A 24,411-nucleotide genomic window follows, 5' to 3' on the forward strand; every position below is an offset into this window, starting at 1 on the left:
TTATGTCAATCAACAAACAGGAACTGATACGCCGCGTTTCTCAACGGGTGAGCAAAGAAACTGGCGCAGTGGAAGAAATTGTAGATGCCACCGCTTGTAAAAACCTACGCATATCCGATGCACTAATGCTCAAATCTGTGTAAGGGGAACTTAACGGTATATGTTCCAAGAAATCATCTTTAGTGCCGTAGCTTACAATAATTCAGATTGCTCCGACCATTGTTTGACCAAAGATTCCCAGTTAGAAATAGCATAGAAACTGTGACGTTTGATGCTAGATTTCTTAATTAAGTTATTCAGTTGATTCCATTGGCTCCATACGTGCTTTCCGTCCTTCACGGACAAATAGGCGGTTATGGAGTTTGGTAGTTTTTCACTTAATCTCATACCACGACGAGCAATAGAAGTCGCTGCTGCTTCATCACTAGCTAATCCGTACTGACGCGCATACTTGACTAGACCAATGACGCTTGTATAGGCTGGATTAACTTTCATTAGGTAGATACCTCGGTTACTCAAAATACTTTCAAGTAACTCGTAGAATCGGCTATATGCCCAACCAGAAAGCATTCGGGCATATTTTCTACCACGCTCACCAAGTTGTTCTTTTTTGGTAGAAAAGTCTAATTCTTCACAAACAATTGGACAAGCATAAGTATTAGCTAATGTGGCTAATTGCAAACAAGCATCGACAATTTGAGCATCTTGTTTACCAGAGGGTAAACCCATAAGCAAAGGGATTTTTCCATGAGCTTTGAGATTTCCATCACTGTCAACATAAGCCCAACCAATTGAACCAGGATTCATATCAATCCCAATGCAACCATAAGCTGAGTGTCTGGAAATACGTTGCACTGGCGCAGGAGTAAACTGTACTGCTGCATTCCATTTACCACATGAGCGGAAGAAGTGCCCTGTTTTAGCACCAGTGTTAGGTAGTCGATTAATATTCCGGTCAAAATTTCCTAAATTCGTTTGTACATACTTGCCAAACTTGGGTTCTAAACAAGCAGGAACACGGAATTTAAGAACATCACCATCCCATTGGCAAACTTGATTACCAAAACTTTCATCTTTGGAACCAACAATATAAACTTGATTTTTGGGGATAGCTACTTGAATTGATACAGTTTTTAAATGCTCTATTTGTTGGGCTAACTGATAAGCACGACGCTTTTTATTGTGAAGCTGAAAACGTAAGTTCTGCCAATTAGTATCACGATATTCAAGGGAACAGGATAGAGGAAATCTACATCCGTTCTTAGATTTATGCCAATTTTTCTTGGCGTAGAATTTTTGGGCATCTTTCAGTTTTTTCTCAGATTTAGTAATCCAAGCAGAAATAGATTTAAGTTTACCTTGTAAAGTTTTAATGTGCAGTTTTCTATGTTCTCTACTTGCATCGACAGCACCTTGTGAGTATGAAATTACACCATTAGCATAACGTTTTGAAATACTATAACTTTTTTGCAAATGAGTATTCCAGCTAGATTTGTTGAATGACTCACTCCTATGAAGATAATTAGCTGTCTCACACGCAGCTTTATGAAATACCGAACTTAAAGCAGCGAGAAACATCTCAAATTCGGTAAAACCTAAACCGTTAAGTTCTTCTGCTGGAGTTGGTAATCCTTTAACATACGTGAGAGTGGGCATCTATTTTACCTCGTCAATAACATTAAATATCCCCTCAATTAACTTCTTATTTTTACGGCTTCTAGCACCGTACAGACGTGCTGAAAACATTGTTACAAGTTCAATCATATCTTGAACTAATTCTTGTTCAAAGCTGAATTTTTCAGTTGATTTATTAATAATTATAACCTCGGTTTTCATTTATTTGCAAATAGAAAATACCAATTCTGCACCAAACCAAAATGTAACAATCTATCCTTATGAGTTATAACTAATCTACCAATTTATAAATCTCTCAAACAAGGAGACAGCGTTTCTTTACGCAACTTCGGCACCTTTTACGTCAGAGTGGAGAGACGAAACTGGGTTTTCAAGTTCAATCCCTCCCAATGGTTGCGAAAGTTGTTTGGCTGGTCGTCTACTCAGAAAGAAGATCCGTAGTGAACTTTACCAGCCTATTGATATCGCAGCCTTTTATCAAAGCCTGTAAAACAACGCATTTCACTTTCAAGAATGTTGGTATCCAGGCAAAAGGACGCACAACTATTTTCAAACTTAATTACCGCAACACTGCCGAAGTTTGTTGCCTAAGTAGCAACTTGAACCAGAAGCAGTTTCTGTAGAGGAAGACGCTAACGCGCCTGGAGTAGACCGAGAGTTAAAGAGAGCAACTTGATCGCTTGGCAGGAAAACTGCTGTTACTGTACCTCATAGTTCTGCAAGGTGCTGTATTTTAGAGGTAGATTTATTTTGCAATATTGTAAAATTACCCCAACGCAAGCGTGGAAGATCCCAATAGGAGAGTACAGAGTGCAATTCGAGTAAAAGTCCCCCATTAGTCGGAATTAGCCTAGATTTAGCTAAAGGCTAGTATTTACAACAAATTTTAATCAATATTAGTTAGTAGAAGATGGTAAATATGGATACTCAATCAATACTATTAAATCAACCTCAAGGGGAAATAGTTGAAGTCAAGAGCGTAAAATTTGAACCAAGTTACGATAGTCCTAAATTAGGAGGAGTAGCCGAGACCGAAATCACTGATTATAAAATACAGACAGCTAGATGCGGAAAGATTAGAGTTTTAGTTAGTTTAAAACAGGTAGAGTTAGATGGTCAAATGATTGCAGGAGCAATAGTTGATATTGGAGCTATACATCATAATATTTGCGTAGGCGAACAGATACATTTATGTAAATATACTTATGAGCGTTTTGGTGATCATTGCGAGCAGCCTAAATTTTACTTGTATTTACTAAGATCGGATAATTATGGCAAGCATTCACAATTTTCAATCCCTGAAGAATGTCCAGCTTGTAAACAATCAATATTGAAATTAGAACACGATCAACCTCGTTGTATCAATACAGATTGCTCCAGTATATTACCATCTATGATACGCTACTGGCAACCTTGGATATATTATCAACTAGATTATGAATTGATCAATAACCTTATTAATCAATGCGAAATCAAATCGTTAGCAGATTTATACAGACTAAAATTAGAAGATTTTACTAATAAAGCAAATTTTGAACCAGAAATAGCACAAAAATTATTAACTGAACTGAACAATTCAAGAAATTATCCTTGGTGGAAAGTATTATACAGCTTAAGGATTCGTTATGTATCAGTTACAGAAGCAAAGCATTTAACTAAACAATTTTCGTCTAGCGAGGAATTATTGCAAGCGGATCTCGATCAATTAAAATTAATTAATAATATTAGTGAGGAAATTGCTGAATCTGTATATTCTTGGATTATTTTACCTTCTAATCGAAAATTAATACAAAGGCTAAAGACAATTGGTTTAAAAACGTCCGATAAAAAAAATATATTTAGAGAAACTTTAAAATCAGTTGCCTCTGAGATACTCCAAACAATCTGGAATTATATCCATGAGATTAGGTCAAAACATTGCCATCAAATGAGCGAACAAGATTTGTATAAAATTGAAAATTTTGAATCAATCGCTTACGAAATTGATGCTCAGTTAAAAATAGATAATTTAAATATTCAACAAATAAATTTACTTATTATTAATCTTGAAAAGGTCAATAGTAGTCTTTCAGGATTGAATAGAATCGAGTATTTTCCATCCAATACAAGATTCCATGAACAGATTCAATCACTGATTTTACAAGGAAGAAATTTATTATCAGTTAACGAATCGCCAGTAAGGTCAAAAACTGTTTCTTTAACACCGGATACCATTAATGTGTTTGCTAACCATTCAAAGAATCAAACAGATTACTTGAGCAATATCTACTTTCCTTTAGCAGAAAAAATCGAGCAAAGCCAAATCAGTATTTTACAAAACCAAGAACAATTAATTAAAAACTGTATAAATGACTATTTAACAGAAGAAAAATTAAAGATTCAAAAAAAAGAGAGTAATTTGTTTGCAGTTCAATTAGAACTTGAATCGACTCGAAACGAGCTAAAAATACTTAGAGATGAAAATGAAAAATTAGCTTTGCAAAACACTCAATTTTCTCAAGAGAGAAATGATTTGTTGGAGCAAATCAAGCAACTAGAATCTCAATTATCCTTAGCAAATAAGGAAAAACACAATCTAAAATCTTTATTACTTCAAATTCAAAAAGAAAATTCTAAGTCATTTAAAGAGATACAAGTACAGTTAAAACAGATACCTGAATACAACAATCAATCTTCAATCCTACTTAAACTTCAGGAAGCTCAGGATGGAAATGCTACTTTGCTTCAAGATTTTGGCAGTCAATTAGATCGGATACATCAATCTACATCTCAATTTAAGAGTCAGGTAGAAGAACTTCAAAATCAAAATTCAAGTCTCCATTCTGAACTCGATCAAACTAAACAAAAATTAACCGAAGCGCAGCATAGAATTAATGAACTTGAGGATAATAATCAATTACTAAAATTTGAAGATCAAGAAAAGCAGATTAAACTTGAAGAAATTAATGAACAGCTATCCCAAAGTCAACACCAAAATTCTCAACTTCTATCTGAATTACAGCAATCCCGTGAAGAATATAACCACCTGTATAAAAAAAGACAAGATTTACAAACCCAACTTCAGTGCATCAATCAAAGCTTACAAAGGCAACTATTTGATGAATCATCACAGCTATCTCCTTATATCCAATTACTGACTGAACAACTAGCAGTAATTTATAACCAAGTAATTGATGATACTCAATCTTTAACCTCCGAATTAAAAGCAGAAATATCTGTAATTCGGCAACAGTTAGAACAGCCCCAAACCGCACCCCCAGAATTACTGAAAAGTTTAAAAGAAATCCAAACAAATCTTCTGTTACAGCTATCTGATAGCCAAAATCAACTACGACAAACTCAACAAGAGCGTGACATTTTCCCAACAGAACTTAATCGAGTTACAACCGAGCTAAAACAGGTTTGCGATCAATTAGAACTTTCTGAACAAAACCGATTACAGCTTCAAAACCAGCTATCGGAAACTTCAGGAAAACTTGAGAAAGCTCAACTAGAAACTGTACAACTGCAAACTCAGTTAGCAGAGGTGCAACTCCAACTCAAACAATATCAGGAACAAACAGCCCACTATCAAACTGAATGCAAACAACTACAACAGGACTTAGCCAATACTGAAGAAAAATTGCAGCAAACTCAACTGGAATTGCAAAATATAAGCGAAGGATTACAAGGTTTTATCAATAGAATGTTTCAAATTGATCGCAAAGTCAAACAAAACCTAAAAAATTTCATTTATAAGGAGCAATAGCGCAAGAAACTAGAATCAGGAAAGTCTCTCCACATCTGTCTCATTGCCAAACCTAGCCAAAGTAATTATTTGATTGATAATACTCATCATCTAGTAACCTACTCAATAACAGACTTTAGGAATAGTCCGAAGCTGTAGCAATATCCCAAGGTCGCAGACGCTACCGCGTCTTCATTTGAACTAGAAGCAGTTGCACTAGACAAAGACGCTACCGTGCCTGTAGCAGACCCAAAATTAAATTCTTTAGAACTAAATTCTGCACTCTTACCCGACTTAGAAACAGACCCTCGATTTTCAGATTTTAAATGTAGAGCCTCCCAGTCAGTTTTCCCTAAGCAACTGCCGTTCAGCACGCGCTGCTGCTTTTATTGGTTTTGTCTTCTATATTTGTAAAAAAGCCTGACGCAGTAGGATAACTATGGCTAAGAACATCTACGCGCTGTTAGTTGGAATTGACAACTACGCTCCTGCCTCTGTTCCCCCAATCCCTCCATTAAAAGGTTGCGTTAACGACATCAAAGCCATAGAAGCGTATCTGAAGGAGCGAATAGCTCAAGACGGCGAATGGAAACTGGTGGAACCCACAGATCAACCGTGGATACTGAAGAACGAGCAGGCGACTCGGATGGCAATTATCAACGGCTTTGGGCAGCACCTATGTAAGGCTAACAGTGATGATGTAGTGTTGTTCTACTATGCTGGTCATGGTGCTCAAGAGAAAGCACCTGAAGAATTTTGGGAGTTGGAGGCAGACCGCTTAGATGAAACGTTAGTCTGCTACGACAGTCGTACAGAAGGTAGCCGAGACCTAGCAGATAAGGAATTAGCTTACCTAATTTCCCAAGTTGCACAGAAAAACCCTCATGTTGTTATCATTCTAGACTGCTGTCACTCCGGTTCGGGAACGAGAGATTTATCCCCTGAAATTACAGTGCGTCGTTCGCCTGTAGACTCACGGGAGCGACCTTTGAGCAGCTTTATTTTTGCGGATGACAAAACAGTCTTAGAGCAATTGCTAAGGTCTTATCAAAATCAGGACAAGAAGAAGACAGGTGTAGTCTTGCCTAATGGTAAACACGTTATGTTCTCGGCCTGTCGAGACTACGAGCTGGCGAAAGAGTATAAAGCAGAAGACGGTCAACCAAGAGGTGCTTTTTCTTACTTCCTGCTGAAAACACTGGAGCGGACAAATGGTAGCCTAACCTATCTAGATTTGGCGAGAAATATTAATGCATTGGTGAGCGGCAAAGTCAAGGAACAGTCGCCTCAAGTTTATGCAACTGACCCAATGGATTTACGCGAACTTTTCCTGGGTGGTGCAATTAAAAAACGTCCTTTCTACTTTACCTTGACCCACAGCCAGAACAATAGTACTTGGGTAATTGACGGAGGCGCTCTCCACGGTATTCCAACAGCTTCTAGCGGTGGAGACACTTTATTAGCAATCTTTCCGGCGGGAAGTACTCCAGAACAGTTGCACCAACTTGATGCAGCGTTAGGTGAAGCGCGAGTTACTCAAGTGCTGCCGCAACGCAGCAAGGTGGAAATTCTTAGTAGTGGAGAAAGCTTCTCTGAAATCGAAAGCTATTGGGCTGTAGTAACAAGCCTACCCCTGCCGCCTTTGCCAGTTTACATCACAGGGGAGCCGGGTGAAGCCACAGGTATAGAACTAGCACAGCAAGCACTACAAACAGCCGCACCTGGTAACAAAAAATCATTGTATGTGCGTCAAGTAGATCAAGCTACAGATGCAGACTACTATTTAGTAGCCCGTAAGGGTCAGTATTGGATTACGAATCCCGACGATGGTCGTCCTTTAGTCGCCCCCATTCCAGAACACCCAAATCAGGCAGGTTACACCCCTGAAAATGCTTCCGAGATTATTCTCCGTTTAGAACATATCGCCCGTTGGACTAACATTCTCGAACTCTCTACTCCTGCCACAAGTCGCATTAAATCCGATGATGTAGAAATGGAGATCATCCTCCTTTCTGGGCAGCAAGAATCTTCGCGAAATTCGGATGAATCTCAAATAGCCTCGTCGGAGATGCGGGTGGAGTACACTTATGAAAATGGTGAGTGGACACCGCCAATAATACAAATTCGACTAACCAATCACAGCAATAAAACGTTCTACTGCAATGTACTAGATCTCTCAGAAAGCTACGCTGTAGGTGTTCCCTTCTTTGAGCAGACAAGTAGCATCCGGCTTTTACCTAAAGGAACAGAAGGAAGCACAAGAGTTGAAAGCTTTGATGATATTGCCTTCATTGTACCAGATGCTTTTTTTTCACAAGGCATTACTGAGTATAAAGATCTATTAAAACTGATTGTCAGTACTACAGAATTTGATGCAAGTTTGCTAGAGCAAGATGGGTTAAGCCCAGTGCCACCAAACCGTTCTGTAGAGGAACACCAAGGTACGCTTAACCGTTTAATGGCGGGAGTCAACACTCGTGAAGCTGTCCGAGTTAGAGGCAACTATGATGATTGGATGACCAAGGAAGTAACAATTACAATTGTGCGACCTCAGGAGGCTCAACCAATTCATTCCAATCGCAACACCCTATTACAAAATGGTGTAGTTGAGGTACAACCCCATCCAAGTTTGCGAGCAAATGTTAATCTGACTACGATACCGCAAGCGAGCCGAGATTTAGGAAATCTAATTTTGCCTCCTATCCTGCGGCAACAACCTCGTATGACTGAATCATTCCAATTTACTACTAGCCGAGGTAGCGATCCAGGCTTAAGTGCTTTGGAGTTAACTGATGTAGAAGACTATACGGTTGTGACAGCAGAAGCGCCTCTAAAATTGCTGGTTAATACAGAATTAGCAGAGCATGAAAACCTCTTAGCATTGGGTTATGATGGTGAATTTTTCTTGCCTTTAGGACGAAGGGTAAAGACTGAAAATGGAAAAACAGAGATTACGCTAGAACGTTTGCCCCAGCCAACTATAAGTAGCCGCAGCTTGCAAGGCTCAATCCGGATTTTCTTTGAAAAAGTTGCCCATCAAAAACTGGGAAGACCGTTTGAATATCCGATTCTAGCTGTAGCAGAGGTTGGCGAAAACGAGGTAATCTACGAAAAAAATCAGGAGAAAGTTAAAGCTCAGGTCGCTCAAGTTCAGCGAATTGTCCTCTATATACATGGTATTATTGGCGATACTAAAAGTATGGTTCCCAGTATCTATAAAGCCAGAGTAGAGGGAGATGGACAAAAGCGTCCGCTCAGAGAACTCTATGATCTAGTTTTGACATTCGACTACGAGAATCTCCAAACCACCATTGAGGAAAATGGCAAGCTTCTAGGACAACGATTGCAAGAAGTTGGTTTGGGGCCAAACCACGGCAAAGAGTTGCATATTGTGGCTCACTCGATGGGAGGTTTAGTTTCCCGGTGGTTTATCGAGCGAGAGGGTGGGAATAAAATTGTGCAACACTTGGTAATGTTAGGCACGCCAAACGCTGGTTCTCCTTGGTCTGCGGTACAAGACTGGGTTTTCACAGCTCTTGGTTTAGGGTTGAATCAACTTTCGGCAATTGTATGGCCTACGAATGTCGTGGCTGGCTTACTGGAGTTTCTGGAGGCGAACGACTACTCGCTAGACCAAATGCAGCCTGATTCTCCTTTCATAAAGGCGATCGCACAAAATTCAGACCCCCACGTTCCCTATACAATTGTTGCAGGCGATCGCTCGATTGTTCCAGCAGCTACAGCACTTCAACAAAACTTGCCATCGAACTCACTACAGCGACTAATGCAGAAACTCTTTGGTAAAGCTGTGGACAGAGTTGTAGACTTAGCGTTTTTTAGCCAACCTAACGATATTGCCGTTACTTTAGCCAGCATCAAAAGTGTCAGTTCCAATCGTTCGCCTCAGCCCAGGATATTACTACCTGATGCTGCCTGCGATCACTTGACTTACTTTACTCATCAAGCTGGGTTAGATGCACTCTCCAAGGCACTTTACCCAAGCCCAAATCGTGACATCCAGCCGCCAGCAGAACTGATTCCTTCACCAATAGCTGATGATGACAGGCAGAGTATTGCTTCTCAACCCGTGCTGGACTCTGCGACAATTTCACCTGTTCAAGAGGAAGCGAAATCAAACATCATATCAACTCCTTCTGCTTCCTCCGATGAAATTAATCGCGTCAATTCGACGCAATTAGACAGCACGGCTGAAGAGAGGGAAAATCGTCCTAGAATAAGTGGCGTGGTTATTGGGGTAGTTGCATTGTTGGTTGCAGTTATTGTTGGCTTAATTTTTGTGTTGCAGCGTCCCCCAAAAGAAAAGCCAGCCAATCAGAATCAAAGTAGTCAGGCTTTACCCATTGGTGACAAGTTAAGGAAAAGAGAAAATTGTCAAGGGTGGTATTTGGCTAGGTCAAAAATCGTGAGAAACTCAGTCTAGACAAGTAGTTGAGCGATTTAGACCAGCCATGACACAAAGCCGAAAAACCAATCGAGACCATGCGAAAAAGAAACAACGACCACTGGTGGAAGACGAAGTAATAGCCAAGCAATTGGAAAAATTACTGACACCAGCCATTACAAATCAAGAAAATTACTACCGAAAATTAGGACTCAGAGAACGGATACTGAATTTACCGTTGATGATGGCGGCGGTGTTGACCTTGCTGTGGCGAGATGTGGCAGGAGTCAGAGAACTAACAAGAATGTTAGCCAGAGATGGTTTTCTGTGGTGTAGTCCCACAAAAGTTAGTCAACAAGCGGTATCACAAAGATTTTTAACATTTCCATCTGAATTATTTGAAAAAGTATTTAAAGATTTATTGCCGAGTTTAAGAGCAACTTGGCATAGTAGAAATCAACGTCCATTGCCAGAAAGTATTCAATTTACCTTGTCAAAATTTGAGAAGATTTGGATAGTAGATGGGTCAACATTGGAGGCATTGTTTAGGAAGTTAAAAAGCTTAGAAGAGACTCAAAGAGGGCAATTAGCCGGAAAAATGAGTACAGTAATTGATTTAATGACTAGATTACCTGTAGAAATTTGGTTTGAAGAAAATTCTAAAGCTTCTGATATTAAACTTGAAGAAAACATTCTAAATTTAGTAACAAAAAACACCTTGCTGTTATTGGATAGAGGGTTTTATCACTTTAATTTTTGGTTTCAATTAATTGAGAAAAAAGTAGATTTTATAACGAGAATAAAAAAGGAGCAGCAATCAAAGTAGAACAAATATTTACCGATAGTTATGAACTGAGAGATCGGAAGATACGCTTTGGTTCTGGCACAAAGAAGACTCCATTTATTACCTTGCGTTTGATTGAAGTCAGGTCAGGAAAAACCTGGCATTCTTATTTAACCAGCGTCCTAGACCCTAATATTTTACCCCCTTATGTGGTAGCAGATTTATATCGGCGGCGGTGGCGGATTGAAGATGCTTTTAACACAGTCAAGAGGCTTTTAGGTTTAAGTTATTTATGGACGGGTTCAATCAATGGAATTAAGTTACAAATTTGGGCGACCTGGTTATTTTATGCGGTTTTAGTAGATTTAGGTGATGCCGTAGCAGATGAACTTGCTCTCCCCTTCGACGAGATTTCATTAGAAATGATTTATCGCGGTCTTTATCATTTTACTATGGCTCATCAGAAAGGTAAGGCAACAGACCCCGTTAAGTATTTTGCTGATCCCGAAAATCGAGATTTAGGTATTATCAAACAGCAACGAAACCCCAATGTTAAGTTGATTGTCGCTCCTTTTCCCAATCTTCAACGAGGGTCTGACCAGTTTTTTTTCAACAATTCTCTGAAAGCCTCTTGACAAAACAGTTACAGGCTTAACTTGTCACCAATGGGCTTTACCTACTAACCAACCTTAGTTTGACTCGGTACACATCAGGTGTGAGTAATTGGTAATTGGTGCTAGTTAAGAACTATTACCAATCAGGGATTACTCATTTCCCTTTATGTAACCTACAGATCTATACGTGCTATCAGCGAGGAATTCTAGCTGTGTCTGAGTTGAAACGCAGTCTAGCAGTGGTTATCGGGATCAATCAATATGATGTCAATAATGGCGTTCCAGCGCTTGAGACGGCTGTCCATGACGCGAAGGAACTTGCCTTCATTTTGGAGGATAAATACAAATACCAAGTTCTGCCACTGCTTGATACGGATGCAACTCAGTCTCGGCTCGATAGTTTGTTGGCAGCTTTTACACAGAAGATGCTGCTTTTACCAGATGGGAGTAAGGTGCAAATTGAACCGGATGATCGCGTTTTGTTCTATTTTGCAGGACATGGCATCGCTCTCGATGGACTTGACAATACAGAAGGCCCAGCAGGCTACCTTGTACCCCAAGATGCGAAACTTGATGATAGCAGTACCTTGTTGCCGATGCAGCAATTGCACGATGCTCTCGTTCAACTTCCTTGCCGTCATCTGTTGATTATCCTCGATTGTTGCTTTGCAGGAACCTTTCGCTGGGCAGGACTTCATAGAGATGCGGTGCGCTCGCAGAGAATGTATCGAGAACGCTATGAGCGCTTTACCTCTGGTTACGCCCAGCAGGTTATCACCTCTGCTGCTTATGACGAGAAAGCATTAGATTCCGTTTACCGTTTTGGACAACGAGGTAAAATAGAGGGTCATTCCCCTTTTGCTGACCTTCTGCTCAAGGCACTAAATGGAGTAGCAGATTTAACGAAAGACGGTGTACTCACTGCCACTGAACTTTATGTCTATCTCCACAGCGAGTTAGGAAAGCTAACCTCCAAACAAACCCCAGGATTGTGCCAACTTAAGCGGCACGATAAGGGAGAGTACATTTTCGTCAGTCCCGATTTTGCAGAAGAGAAATTACAAAAAGCACCTCTACTGGATGAAAAAAGTAACCCTTACCGAGGTTTAGAGTCGTTTGATGAAGCACACCAAGAGCTATTCTTTGGTAGACAACGAGTAATTAACGAGCTATACGCCCACTTGTCTAAACGGGAAAAGCCACCACTGACAGTTGTTTTGGGGGCTTCAGGTACAGGCAAGTCGAGTTTAGTTAAAGCTGGTTTGCTTCCCCGCTTGCGCGAAAAGCAGTGGCAAATTATCGAACCCTCGCGCCCTGGAAAGTCTCCCTTTGCAGCCCTTGCCAAAGCAGTCTTGCACGCTACCAACGCAAGCGCTAGAGATGATTTGAACTGCATCAATATGCTGAGTGAGAAGCTACAACAAGCACCGCAAACCTTCACTGAGATGGTGAGCTTGGGAAACAACTCCGAGCAAAAGTTGATTTTGGTAATTGACCAGTTTGAAGAACTAATTACTATGTGTCAGCCTGAGGAGCAGCAGCAGTTCCTGAGCTGGCTCAAAGCATTATTGGCTAATCATTCAAGAAGGTTAAACGTTGTCATTACTCTACGTTCTGATTTTGAGCCTCAGTTTTCGAGTGTGCTTTTGGAGCGCAGTGATTGGATGGCAGCGCGGTTTGTCGTGCCACTGATGACGCAGGATGATTTGCGGGAGGTCATTGAGAAGCCAGCCGCAGAAAAAGCGATGTATTTTGAGCCTCCCAAGCTAGTAGAGCGGCTGATTAATGATGTGGTGCAAATGCCGGGAGCGCTGCCACTACTTTCTTTTACCCTACGCGAGCTTTACCTTAAGTATTTGCAGCGTCGGGGTAATAATCGAGCAATGACCCAGGAGGACTACGAGGATTTGGGTGGGGTTATGGGTTCTCTTACTAAGAGAGCCACTGAAGAGTATGAGAAGTTGGCCAAGTTTGACCCAGCTAATGAACAAAGCGTGCGTCGGGTGATGCTGCGGATGGTTTCAGTAGAGGGAGGAGAGTCAGCACGGCGACGGGTACCTAAATCTGAATTGGTGTACCGACACGCAAAAGAGAATCAGCGGGTGCAACAGGTAATACAAGCTTTTTCTGAAGCCCGTTTAATCGTGGAAGGAACAAACTCTCAGGGCGAACCTTATATAGAGCCAGCGCATGATGCATTAGTTCGGGGGTGGGATAAGCTACAGCAGTGGAGAACTCAGGAACAAGCAAATCTACTTCTACAGCGCGAGCTGACGTCTGACGCTAACAAGTGGGCAACGAATAAAAAGCAAGCTGTTGGTATTCTCTGGGATGATGATCCCCGCCTGCCTCTAGTAGAGCAAGTATCTGATTTAGATAACGGCTGGCTGAATTTTCTAGAGTTGGAGTTTGTTGAGCACAGCCGCCTGAAAAGACGAAAAAACCGCGTCGGGTTAAGTATTGCTGCTACAGGAGTAATAGTGTTTCTAATGGGATTTGCCTTTATTCAGTACATTCAGAATTTAGATGCCCAAATTAGAGCATCGAGTGCCTCTGCACAAGCGTTTTCTTCGTCCGGGCAGGAGTTCGAGGCACTATTAGAAAGTTTGAAGGCAGCAAAAACCCTAAAACAACTAAAGTGGTTGAGAGGGGCTAGTACTGATACCCAAATTCAAACTATCATATCGCTTCAGAAGGCAGTTAACGGGGTTAGGGAGCGCAACCGTTTAGAGGGACACACTTATAGTGTTAACGGGGCGAGTTTCAGCCAAGATGGTAAGACCATCGCCTCAGCTAGTGATGACTCCACAGTGAAACTCTGGAACCTTGATGGCACTTTACGCAAGAATCTTCAACAACCTGGTAGTCGGTTCAATAGTGTAAGTTTCTCACCCCAAGGTAAGGTAGTTGCCTCAGCCGATTGGGATAAGACGGTCAAACTTTGGAGCATTGATGGCACTCTCCTCAAAACATTGAAAGGTCACCGTTATGGAGTCAACAGTGTGAGTTTCAGTCCCGATGGCAAAGCCATTGCCTCGGCTAGCTGGGATAAAACAATCAAATTTTGGAGCTTGGATGGAAAAGAACTTAAAACTCTCAAAGGTCACAGCGATGAAGTCATAAGCGTGAGCTTTAGTTCCGACGGCAAAACCATTGCCTCGGCTAGTCAGGATAAGACGGTCAAACTCTGGAACCTTGATGGAAAAGAACTTAAAACCCTCAAAGGTCACAGCGATGGAGTCAACAGTGTGAGCTTTAGTTCCGATGGCAAAACCCTTACCTCGGCTAGTACTGATAACACAGTAAAAATCTGGAGCCTTAATGGTAGGAAACCTACAATGTTTCAGGACTCTAGTGTTCAGATTACTACTGTAAGTTTCAGCCCAGACGGTCAAACCATTGCCTTGGTTAGAGATGATGGCTTAGTAAAGCTCAGGCATCTTCAAGGTAGATTGCTCAGACCTCTTGAGGAGTACGACGACATTATTATCAGTGTAGGTTTTAGCCCAGATGGTAAGACAATTGCCAGTGCTGAAAACTCCATTGAACTGAGTTCGGATGGCAGGACTATTCCGAGTACCAAGGTTAAACTTCGGAGCATCAATGGCACATTACTTAAAACCTTCAAAGGTCATACCAATTTAGTCGCTAGTGTAACTTTCAGTCCGGACGGTAAGTTGCTAGCTTCTGCCAGTAATGACAAAACTGTTAAACTCTGGAACCTTGATGGCAAAGAACTCGCAACTTTTCGAGGACATACCAATAACGTCAATAGTGCCAGTTTTAGCTCGGACAGTAAGTTAATCGCTTCTGCAAGCAAAGACAACACAATTAAAGTTTGGCTCCTCAACGGAAAGGAACTCAAAACTTTCAAAGGTCATACAGATCGGATCAACAGTGTGAGTTTCAGCCCGGATGGTAAATTACTAGCTTCTGCTAGTAATGACTCTACAGTAAGACTTTGGCGCTTCAGTAGCAGAGAGCCTATAATTTTGAGGGGTCATAGCGGCTGGGTTAAGGACGTAACTTTCAGCCCAGATGGCAAAGTCATTGCCTCAGCTGGTGCAGATAACACAGTTAAGCTTTGGAGCCTTAACGGTAGAGAACTCAAAACCCTCCAAGGACATAGTAGCACTGTCTTAGGCGTGAAATTCACCTTTGATGGCAAGACCCTAATCTCTGTTAGTGGGGATGGTACAGTAATTATGTGGAATTTAGATTTAGGCGATCTACAAGTCCAGGGCTGTAATTGGGTACATGATTACTTAAAAAATAATTCTAACGTTAGTAAGAGCGATCGCCATCTTTGTAATGGCATATATACAATTAATTAGATTATTTTAAATAAACTATGAACTCAAGTCGCAATTTCAGCCTGTATAAGCTCTTTGTTTACATGATTATAGGAGTCAGCACTGTCTTCGGAGGAATGACTTTATCAGTACATTTGACTCAGGTGATTGATAAAAACATACCATCTGCTGATCCTTATTACCTGCGGGGACGTACCAGTTCGGATTTAGGTGAGCAGAAGGGTAAAAGGGAAGATTACGACAAGGCTACTCAGCTTTATATAAGTGAAAAACAGATAGAAGATATACAGCCTACTCCAATGCTTAGTAGTGAGCGAGATGCCCTGCATAAGCTTGGCACCACCTACTTCAGTGCAATGGAAGATTATTACAACAAGGCTACTCGGCTTTATATAAGCGAAACAGAGCCAACAAATAATTCTTCCTTTTATGATGATGAGCAAGATGCCCTGCATAAGCTTGGCACCACTTACTTCAATCGAGGTATTGCAAAGGGACGGAGAAACAGGAAGGAGGCGATTAGCGATTTGCAAAAAGCTGCAAAGCTTTTTTCCGATATCGAGGCTAGATCTGACTACCAAAGAGTACAGGTTGCCCTCAGAAAACTTCAGCCTTAGCTAAAGTAATTTACAAATAATCGATGATTTCTTAAGTTCCAGTCCTTATGATGGCTACCTAGTTTATTGGAGTTCAAGATTGGGTAAACCTCCTGAAGTCCCTAAGTTAGTGACAACATTACTGAAGCAGCCGAAAGAAAAATGCTCCCACTGCGAATAACATTTCACAGAAGAATCGGTAATAGATACTAACCATATCATTCTTAAGTCAAAAGGCGGAAAAAATGATTATAAGAATATGCAATTACTTCCCCGTCATTACCACGATAAAAAGACTGCCAAAGTGCTAAACCTAATTCTATTAATATTGGGTAACAGAGGTATCAATGACAATGATCTTATTACTGAGGAGCCGTGTGAGGTGAAAGCCTCAAGCACGGTTTTGGAGACGAATTACCTTGGTGATGGAGTGGCTTAGTTTAACTTTGATGGCAAGACCCTAATCTCTGTTAGTGGGGATGGTACAGTAATTATGTGAAATTTAGATTTAGACGATCTACAAGTCCAGGGTTGTAATTGGGTGCATGATTACTTAAAAAATAAGCCCGGTGTTAGTAAGAGCGATCACAATCTCTGTAACAAAATAAACCACAGCTAGAGGATTTCAATTAGAGCTATGGATTCTAGACGAAATATAGAGCTTTGTAAATTCCTTGTTTACATAGCTATCGGAATCACTCCCGTAATTTTAGAACTAACTCAGTCAGCGTATTCTTCTATACCACTACCCTCGCCTGAGCCTTCAATAATGCAATCGGAACAATCTGAGCGATCAGCAAAAGAACTATACAATGAGGGACAAAGGCTTCATCTGAATGGAAGAGACTACCTTAGAGCAATTGAGTACTACAATCAGGCGATTCGGCTTAATCCAAATTTTGGTAACGCTTACTTAGATCGCGGTTTTGCAAGAATTCAGCTAAAAGAATACCGAGAGGCGATTAAAGATTTTACTAGGGCAATGGAGCTTGAATTAGAGTATCCAGATACTAATTTCCCTGAGGCGTACTACGGGCGTGGTGTTGCCTATGCTGGAATTGGAGATTACCAAAAAGCAATTGATAATTTTAACCAAGCAATTAACCTTGACTCTGCTGCCGAGTTTGAGGGCACTCGTAGTGTTGATTTCACTGGTGGTGAGCAGGATCTTAAGTTTAGGCTCGCTACTGCTTACTACAGCCGAGGTATTGCAAAGGCGCAAAAGGACAGACCAGGAGCAATTAGAGATTTGCAGAGATCTGCAAAACTTTTTTCTGATCTTGGAGCTAGATCTGACTACCAAAAAGTACAAAATTTCCTCAAAAAACTCTCCTAGATAGGTTTTAAATATTCGGGTAGAAGGATGGAAGTTGACCATATAATTCCTAAATCGAAAGGCGGAAAGAATGAGTTCAAAAACTATTAATTATTACACTGTTATTGCCACACTAAAAAGACTGCTAGGGATAGAAGTCTCGGTACAAAATCTAGCTGCAATAGTGTCAAGTTTACGTCGGTCAAATTGGGTAATAGAGGTATCAATGACAATAACCTTATCACTGAAGAGCCGTGTGAGGTGAAAGTCTCATGCACGGTTCTGAAGACGAGCAGTTTTCGTGAGGGAATCGCTTAGTTCAACTCAAAACTTATAACGAGGTACTTGCTACCTGTAAAAATTCCTAAAGGATTAAATTAAAACTAAATTTTTAATTATCTAGAACTGGGTTGTGCCATTGAATATATTTCTTATATTAAGAAATATTACAACATACATTATGTGCAACATAGCATAGGTTAGCTTGAAGTGAATTTACAGAGCTAGAACAACATTGCTCTAGAATTTTAAATCAAATAGGATTGAATCATAAAATTTGCTAAAAAATACCAAATCAACTACAAATACAAAAAAAGTGTCCTATTGTTCTTAATAGCTCTTCAATTATGTCTAACCAATAATTCTGTTTTTGCCCAAAAAACAAATCGAGTACTTTTTGAAAAACAAAATAGTAAACAACAAGAAAATAATACGTTAATCATTGAACCTGCTAATAATCAAAAAAACATTATTGTAAAAGAGATAGCCGAACCAATTTTTTATGCAGCAGTTGAGGGAATGAACAAAAAAAAAGGATTAAAAAATTTAAATCTTAAAGTAATTGCTAGAGAATGTCATAAAGAGAATGCTTTTTACGATCCCCAAAAAAAGCAGATTATTATTTGTTATGAGCTTTTATACAAGTATATGAAATTGGGCAAAAAGTTAGCTGCACTAAGCCTAACTAATCTAAATACTCAAGAGCAGAGGAATGCAATAGAGGTTATAACAGTAAATGCTGGGCTGGCGTTTGTTTTTCAACATGAGTTAGGACATGCTTTAATAGATGTATACAAAATTCCCGTTTTTGCAGCTGAAGAACAAGTGGCTGATAGTTTTGCAATTATAAACACAATAAACGAGTTATATAAGGAGTATCCATCATTTGATAAAAATTTTCGTTCTATAATTTCTAGCAAAGAAGAGTTTGTATATATAGCTTTACTTCCTATTGCTGCACAATATGCAGTTGAATCTGCAAGAAAAGAAATAACTTCCTCGCACTATGCCAATGAGCATCCTTTAGACATACAAAGGTTTTATAACCTTGCCTGCTTAGTATACGGTAGTTCTCCTACATCATCTATTTACCAAGATTATAAGCAAAGACTAGGTAGTAGAGCTAGCCGTTGTCCTAATGAATATAAACAAGCTTTGGAAAATTGGAAAAACGTAGAAAAAAATGCTATCCAGATGGACAAAGAAGAGGTTGCAACACCTTCTATTTCAGCGCCCACATTTTAACCAAGTTGAAATTCAGATTGTTGTTGTGAATCCCTTAGTGACCCAGATTGTACACAAATTACTACAAAAAGTACTACAAGTACTGAATTTTACTCAAGTCAATCAAATTGTATTGCTATCTTTGGCTTTTGTTCTAACCTATCTGGCGGAAACATAGGGTTCGTGCAACCAAGTGTAACCAAGTAATCTGTCACATTTGTCAACCCGTTGTTAAGGGTTTTTCACTAAATAATACAAATCATAACTTTGCCTACTTTGAGGCAAAGTATCATCGAAATATATACCCAAGCATGAGGTATTAACCCATGCTATCGAATTAATCAATAAGCCTATAGCCAAAACTGGCGATCGCCCTCCAATATACTCGGATAGATCCCATTTAAGCGTAGATAAGCCATTTTATCTGAGCCAAATAGTGGCATTGGCAATCGTGGAATTTTTAGTGCTCCATGATGTAACAGAGTAAGTTTAAGAGTTGTTTCTACCACACTCTCAATTGATGCCAGATGTCCTTGTTCATGAACTATCAAGCGCAAGGGACGAGCCAAACCCACATTTTCAGAAACCTGAGTTGTTACCAGAACCGCTTCACGAGATGAAATGCGAAGTGCTAACCCTGGTGTTGGTGCCGTCACAACTTTTTCGTTCAAGTTATACAGTCGAGGGATATGAGATTTTTTGCATTCTACTAGGATAAATTTAGCGTTGATTGCTTTAGCCCTTGCCAAAAAATTATCGACTTCTTGACCGCAAAAGCGCCCATCCCGATAAATCAAGACAGTTTTACCTCCTAATGTTGTAGATGGGAGTAATTTTTCGAGAAGTCGCTGAGGGATTTCTTCTCCTTCAATTAAATCGCCTTCCAATCGGTAGCGCAGAAACTCTCCTCGTTGACCGTAAAGACGTATACTCGCACAAGCATTCAAAGTTCCAGGTAACTTCTCTTTAGTAGACCTGGAAATATCTAATCCAATAAAATAGTCAGCAATTGTTAAAGGTTCTGCTAAAACAAAAGGTAAATTTCCCAACTTGGCCAGAATCCCTGGAATTACTTGATTGAGGATGTATTTGTATTCAACATCCTTTAAAGTGTCTTCATAGATAACTTGACTAGCAATCTGACGATTGAGTAAAAGCGAGTAAATTTGATGATAAAAACTTCCATCATCACGATGATCTGTGTGGCGATCGCTCTCTGGGAGAAACGTCAAAACAATATCCGGCGTAATAGTCACTAAATCATTAACAACTCTCTCCACTTCTACTGTGACTTCAGCACCGCTTAAATTATTGCTCGACAGAACTTTCTTATCAATTATCTGGCTCTCAAATCCATAATCTTTCAGACGTTTTTGAACTTCATTAAGAAAGGGAGCGACCGTTGCATCGCACACTTTCAAAGCAGCAATTTTAATAAACTTTGAGGAATCACGATAATCATCATGACGACGGTAAACACCCCCTTTTTTCAGACCCGTAAGGATTTTGCTTTGAACTTCAGTAAGTTTCTTGCCAAAAAGAAGTGGGGTTTCTAAAAGGGAAACTGGCGGTAGCCAAAACAAATCGGGATATTCTCTGCTGTTAAGACACCTAGCTGCTAGTTTAATCCCATAAGGAGCTAAAGCATTTGATGCTACTTGTTTGTAATTCAATAAAAGTTTTTGTCGCTCGCTATTACGAATTTTAGTCGCCTTGAGGAGTTGTCCATATTCCACCCCAAACTGGCTAGCTGTTTCAGAGGTAATAGCGGGACGGAGAGCAGCCATTGCATAGTGGAACTGTTTTTTATTCTTACCAAATTGCACAGCGACAAGAGGCTGGTCATCTGGCGCATTTTTCAATGCTTCTTTACTAACTGAACCTGTGGCATTATCCATTAACCTTTGTCGGTGTTCTCCTACTGTTCCGACAAGCTGGGTGATAGTAGCCAAACTCCCCGATTCATTATCTTGTACTTTTAAACCAATCAAAAGCTTTTCAGGTTCGTGTCGATAAGAATGATTTTGATAAAATTCAGCTAAATCTCCTTTGAAAACAATGCGACTTTGAACTGTTAAAGCTAGTGCTGATTCTAATGTTCCTTTTAATTCAACAGTTTCTGCCCAAAATTCTACTTCACGCCTAACCTCAACTCCATTGTTTGATAAAACAGAAACTGTGGAAAAAGGTCGGTCTGTTCTTAAGACTTGAAAAGCTAGTTGAGCAAAAATATCGGGGGTGGCGGAGGGCTGACGTACCAATTGGAATGACCAGTAACAATTACTAAAATCTTCCACTTGCTTTTGGATATTTTTCAAAGCCTCTTTCCAAGCATCTGGGCTAGGCATTGGCTGATTTGGTTTCCCTAATACCCAAAATGATTGAGCGTGCCAACTAACAACTAAGTCTGGAAACTGACGACAAAAATGGAAACTTAAGCGGTTGCCTACCTCCTTGTCAACTTCTGGACTCAATCGAAAGCCCATTAAATTTGGTTGTGAGATAGTAAGGGGGAAAACTTCGCCCAAAAATGTGTCAGTTTGGGAAACGGGGATAGCAGCCATCATGTGGGAACCTCAAAGGCAGAAAATTGACAAATTGAATTAAATTGGCAGTATTGGCAAGGAAGCCCAGAATTAGGTGGAAAGATTGTCGCAAAATCATCTAGGTTTTGTCGATAACGCCATAAATCCTTTTGATGCTGTTGGGAAATTCGCGCCAGTTCCATCTCAATAACGTCAAGTTGGATAGAGGTTGCAGTAATAGGGGCAGACCAGTTACCAGTTTCTAAGTTATAAAATGAAGCAATAGCAGGTTGCTGTGGGTAAAGGTAGCGGGCAGCTAATAGGTAAATAAATCCTTGTCTGCGATCGAATTCGGATTTACCTGTCTTCAAATCTAAAATATGCAGAGTGCCATCTGGCTCTCTAAAAATGCAGTCTATCGCTGCATAAAAATTAAATAGATAATTTCCACGTTGAATGAGAATTGGTTCTGGAAATCCTTCATCACCTCGACTCAGTTTGATGATGCTTTTCCCAACTAAAATCGGGTTTTTACGGTAGTTCTCTAAAGTTGACTTTACTCGTTTCTGGACTTCAACCGATTCTTGGTTCAATTGCAGAATCTCTGCTACTCGCTCTACGCCGTCTGAGGAGTACAATAGCTGGCTATGAAGATGAAATTCATAGACTCCTTTCTGTGCTAGCAATCCAATTCGCTGCCATCTGGTATCTTCCTCCAAAAGAGCCTTAACTTGTGGTTCATTCTTTCTAGCTTTAGTAATACCTCGTTTCATATCGCAGTGCCAGCGTTCTTGACCCACGGCTGGTGAGAACAAAGATAATAAATTGTAGCTGGCAAACTGCCAAATTTTTGTCATTAAAAACCTCCAGTAAACTACTCCTGAGACTTCAGGATATTCCGTGAAAAAAATATTGTGTAAACTCAATTAAAATTGGTAGGTGTTGCCCCTTTTGAAACACAGTTGTTTAGCATTGAAGTGCTGTTGTTTTATATTCAAACTCCTAATACAGATAGTTGTAATTGGGTTTTTGATTGTGGAACAATCCAACCGTGTTGTAGAGCGACTCGTTTTAAGACAGGCATAATCGCTCGTGAAGAAGCCGAAGATATCAAGATGCTGGGATAGACGGCACTGCCCCAACTGGGATGCTCTAACACAGAGCAGCTATTGTGAATGACTGAAAAGCCTAACAAAGCTTTGACTGCGGCGGTATCGTCGTGGGCGATTTCTCCGGGACGTGACAGGAGGGGATAACCAGTACGCGGGTCTATCAAGTCTGTTAGGAAACCACGCTCCCGCAGATGGCGTGCTGCATCTGAGCCAAAGCTGATAAACCTTTCCCGCAAACGGTCTTTCCCCCTCTCTATGTGGGGTGCAGTTTCCGCCAGGGGGTAGCGGGATTGCTGAAGAACTACAATCACTCGGCAAGTTGTTATAGGTAAAACCCAGTCAGGAAAGACCCGCTCTAGGTTTTGGGCGACAAACAAACTACACCGATGAACTGACACCTCAACTGCCTGTCCCGTTTCTGTAACCCACTCGATTGGTGAGTACTGCTGGAAAGCCTTCAATCTAGACTGTTCCACAGGAAGTACTTCATATCCAGCTACCCGTTTCCCATACACCATATATAGTGTCCTTGTTTGGTTGTTGTAATTCGTCAACCCTACTCATATGCTAACGAAGGTTGACGACCAACGTCAACCCCTAGTAAGATTGGTAGGTAAGTAGGAAAAAAAGCTGTGAGTAAGACTTTTGGTAAGCGTATTCGTGAAGCTCGTCAATATAAAGGATTTAGCCAGCGTGATTTAGCGGCATTGGTAAAGGTGGATTATACCTACCTATCCAAACTAGAGAATGATCGCGCAGAGTATCCCCCTAAAGAGGAGATTATTCAGTCATTAGCACATCACCTAGATTTAGATGCTTATGAATTACGCGACCTAGCAGGTCGAATCGCGCCAGAAGATGCCAAAGTTGTTCAGGAGCTTGTTAAAACCTACCCAAAACAGATGCCTGTTTTATTCCGTCAAATGCGGGACAATCCTGAACTGGCTCAAAAATTTATTCGGGAAGCTACACAAGCAGAAAGTGAGGAGGAATAAAGTTGAGTGTAATTAAGCCTTATCAGTTCTTGCCCAAAGAAAAAATTGAGCATTTGGCTAACGATCTTCTTAGGCGTATGGAGGGAACACCAACTTTCCCAAATTGGCCTGGGGTAGCTGAACGTGCAGTTGATTTTCTAGACCTGGGTATGGTTTGGGAGAAGATTCCTCACCAAGATGGCAGACCTGTAGCGGCTAGAATTTATCCGACACAACGTTTGATAGAAATTAATGAAGATATCCCAAAGCTCCAGCAAGACTTTGGTTTTGCAGAGTCCACAATTGCTCATGAAGTTGGGCATTGGATACTGCATATTAACCAAGATGAAGCTGATGGTATTGTAGAACAACTAGAGTTATCCCTAGATTGTGTGACGACTGAACAACCGTTCTTGTGTCGTGATGTTGGCGAACGAATTGCTCTGAATAGTCCCCAAACTCAAGCTGATTGGATTGAGTGGCAAGCTCAGTATTTTGCTAGTTGTTTATTGATGCCACAGTATAAATTAGAAGAAGAGCGAAGGGGACGTGATTTAACGAAGTGGTCTCACCTCTATGCCATACAAAAGGATCTGGGTGTAACAATATCTAATTTGACAAACCGCTTACAAGACCTTGGCTGGATTTACATCCCCAAAGGTTCTAAGCAAATTTATCCTGGGAACACTGTTCGTCATGGCCAGACAAAAATTTTTTAATGGGAAATACTTGTTTATTAAATTAGTCGCATAATTTACTCAATTACAATAATTTTGCTGTAATGGTTAATTTTTAATTATAACTAATTTTGGGGGCAAAGTTGCCACATTCAGCAGTCAGTATAGTTTCACAAGTTGGTCAGCATTTCGTGCTACGCTAACAAAGTATTGCTTGACGAATCTGCTTAATTA

General features: G+C 40.4%; 16 protein-coding genes and 2 pseudogenes. 12 read left to right on the plus strand and 6 right to left on the minus strand.

What is annotated here, in order from left to right; all coding sequences use genetic code 11:
• The first annotated feature begins 2 nt into the window (after positions 1 to 2).
• On the plus strand, positions 3 to 143 hold the full coding sequence (locus CRI9333_RS26535; RefSeq protein WP_015201763.1) for a hypothetical protein: 141 nt from the start codon (positions 3 to 5) through the stop codon (positions 141 to 143).
• A 49-nt stretch (positions 144 to 192) separates the two neighbouring features.
• Here the strand turns inward: CRI9333_RS26535 and CRI9333_RS03400 are convergent, their stop codons facing one another.
• The gene (locus tag CRI9333_RS03400; protein ID WP_015201764.1) at positions 193 to 1,656 is read right to left on the minus strand and encodes an IS200/IS605 family element transposase accessory protein TnpB; all 1,464 of its coding nucleotides are present in this window, start codon (positions 1,654 to 1,656) and stop codon (positions 193 to 195) included.
• Positions 1,657 to 1,919: pseudogene (locus tag CRI9333_RS03405) on the minus strand (IS607 family transposase); the annotation flags it as partial. It abuts the gene before it with no gap.
• A gap of 635 nt (positions 1,920 to 2,554) precedes the next feature.
• On the opposite strand from CRI9333_RS03405, the gene CRI9333_RS03410 reads away from it, so the two are divergent.
• On the plus strand, positions 2,555 to 5,383 hold the full coding sequence (locus CRI9333_RS03410) for a helix-hairpin-helix domain-containing protein (protein ID WP_198013613.1): 2,829 nt from the start codon (positions 2,555 to 2,557) through the stop codon (positions 5,381 to 5,383).
• A 98-nt stretch (positions 5,384 to 5,481) separates the two neighbouring features.
• On the opposite strand, the gene CRI9333_RS03415 is transcribed toward CRI9333_RS03410, so the two are convergent.
• The gene (locus tag CRI9333_RS03415; RefSeq protein WP_041225918.1) at positions 5,482 to 5,736 is read right to left on the minus strand and encodes a hypothetical protein; all 255 of its coding nucleotides are present in this window, start codon (positions 5,734 to 5,736) and stop codon (positions 5,482 to 5,484) included.
• Positions 5,737 to 5,801: 65 nt separating this feature from the next.
• Between CRI9333_RS03415 and CRI9333_RS03420 the strand changes: the two genes are divergently transcribed.
• The 8 genes and pseudogenes from CRI9333_RS03420 (at position 5,802) to CRI9333_RS03450 (ending at position 18,910) form a co-directional block, all read left to right on the plus strand.
• A complete protein-coding gene (locus CRI9333_RS03420) occupies positions 5,802 to 9,803 on the plus strand; it encodes a caspase family protein (RefSeq protein ID WP_015201767.1) in 4,002 nt (1,333 codons plus the stop codon).
• Positions 9,804 to 9,885: 82 nt separating this feature from the next.
• A pseudogene (locus CRI9333_RS03425) lies at positions 9,886 to 11,183 on the plus strand (IS4 family transposase).
• Between the two features lie 191 nt (positions 11,184 to 11,374).
• Positions 11,375 to 15,496, plus strand: coding sequence for an nSTAND1 domain-containing NTPase (locus CRI9333_RS03430; protein ID WP_015201768.1), 4,122 nt, complete (start codon positions 11,375 to 11,377; stop codon positions 15,494 to 15,496).
• A 17-nt stretch (positions 15,497 to 15,513) separates the two neighbouring features.
• Positions 15,514 to 16,092 carry a hypothetical protein gene (locus tag CRI9333_RS03435; protein WP_015201769.1) on the plus strand — a complete coding sequence of 193 codons (579 nt, stop codon included), beginning with the start codon at positions 15,514 to 15,516 and terminating at the stop codon, positions 16,090 to 16,092.
• A 196-nt stretch (positions 16,093 to 16,288) separates the two neighbouring features.
• Positions 16,289 to 16,510, plus strand: a complete 222-nt coding sequence (locus CRI9333_RS27605) for a hypothetical protein (protein ID WP_315863864.1) — start codon at positions 16,289 to 16,291, stop codon at positions 16,508 to 16,510.
• A gap of 330 nt (positions 16,511 to 16,840) precedes the next feature.
• A complete protein-coding gene (locus CRI9333_RS03445) occupies positions 16,841 to 17,407 on the plus strand; it encodes a tetratricopeptide repeat protein (RefSeq protein WP_198013614.1) in 567 nt (188 codons plus the stop codon).
• A complete protein-coding gene (locus CRI9333_RS26115) occupies positions 17,408 to 17,497 on the plus strand; it encodes an HNH endonuclease (protein ID WP_269667526.1) in 90 nt (29 codons plus the stop codon). It begins immediately after the preceding gene.
• 492 nt (positions 17,498 to 17,989) lie between these two features.
• On the plus strand, positions 17,990 to 18,910 hold the full coding sequence (locus CRI9333_RS03450) for a DUF4344 domain-containing metallopeptidase (RefSeq protein ID WP_015201771.1): 921 nt from the start codon (positions 17,990 to 17,992) through the stop codon (positions 18,908 to 18,910).
• Positions 18,911 to 19,239: 329 nt separating this feature from the next.
• Here CRI9333_RS03450 and CRI9333_RS03455 read toward each other — a convergent pair whose 3' ends face one another.
• From CRI9333_RS03455 to CRI9333_RS03465, 3 genes are all read right to left on the minus strand, one after another.
• On the minus strand, positions 19,240 to 21,456 hold the full coding sequence (locus CRI9333_RS03455) for a Piwi domain-containing protein (RefSeq protein ID WP_015201773.1): 2,217 nt from the start codon (positions 21,454 to 21,456) through the stop codon (positions 19,240 to 19,242).
• The gene (locus CRI9333_RS03460; RefSeq protein WP_015201774.1) at positions 21,453 to 22,271 is read right to left on the minus strand and encodes a PD-(D/E)XK nuclease family protein; all 819 of its coding nucleotides are present in this window, start codon (positions 22,269 to 22,271) and stop codon (positions 21,453 to 21,455) included. Before CRI9333_RS03460 ends, CRI9333_RS03455 begins: the two co-directional genes overlap by 4 nt.
• Positions 22,272 to 22,408: 137 nt before the next feature.
• Positions 22,409 to 23,044, minus strand: a complete 636-nt coding sequence (locus CRI9333_RS03465; protein ID WP_015201775.1) for a methylmalonic aciduria and homocystinuria type D protein — start codon at positions 23,042 to 23,044, stop codon at positions 22,409 to 22,411.
• Positions 23,045 to 23,158: 114 nt separating this feature from the next.
• On the opposite strand from CRI9333_RS03465, the gene CRI9333_RS03470 reads away from it, so the two are divergent.
• Together CRI9333_RS03470 and CRI9333_RS03475 are read left to right on the plus strand one after the other, a co-directional pair.
• Positions 23,159 to 23,521: a helix-turn-helix domain-containing protein gene (locus CRI9333_RS03470; protein WP_015201776.1), complete on the plus strand. Its 363-nt coding sequence runs from the start codon at positions 23,159 to 23,161 to the stop codon at positions 23,519 to 23,521.
• Between the two features lie 2 nt (positions 23,522 to 23,523).
• Positions 23,524 to 24,219 carry an ImmA/IrrE family metallo-endopeptidase gene (locus CRI9333_RS03475; protein ID WP_015201777.1) on the plus strand — a complete coding sequence of 232 codons (696 nt, stop codon included), beginning with the start codon at positions 23,524 to 23,526 and terminating at the stop codon, positions 24,217 to 24,219.
• Positions 24,220 to 24,411: the final 192 nt, after the last annotated feature.

It is taken from the genome of Crinalium epipsammum PCC 9333 (assembly GCF_000317495.1).
Classification (GTDB): Bacteria; Cyanobacteriota; Cyanobacteriia; order Cyanobacteriales; family PCC-9333; genus Crinalium; species Crinalium epipsammum.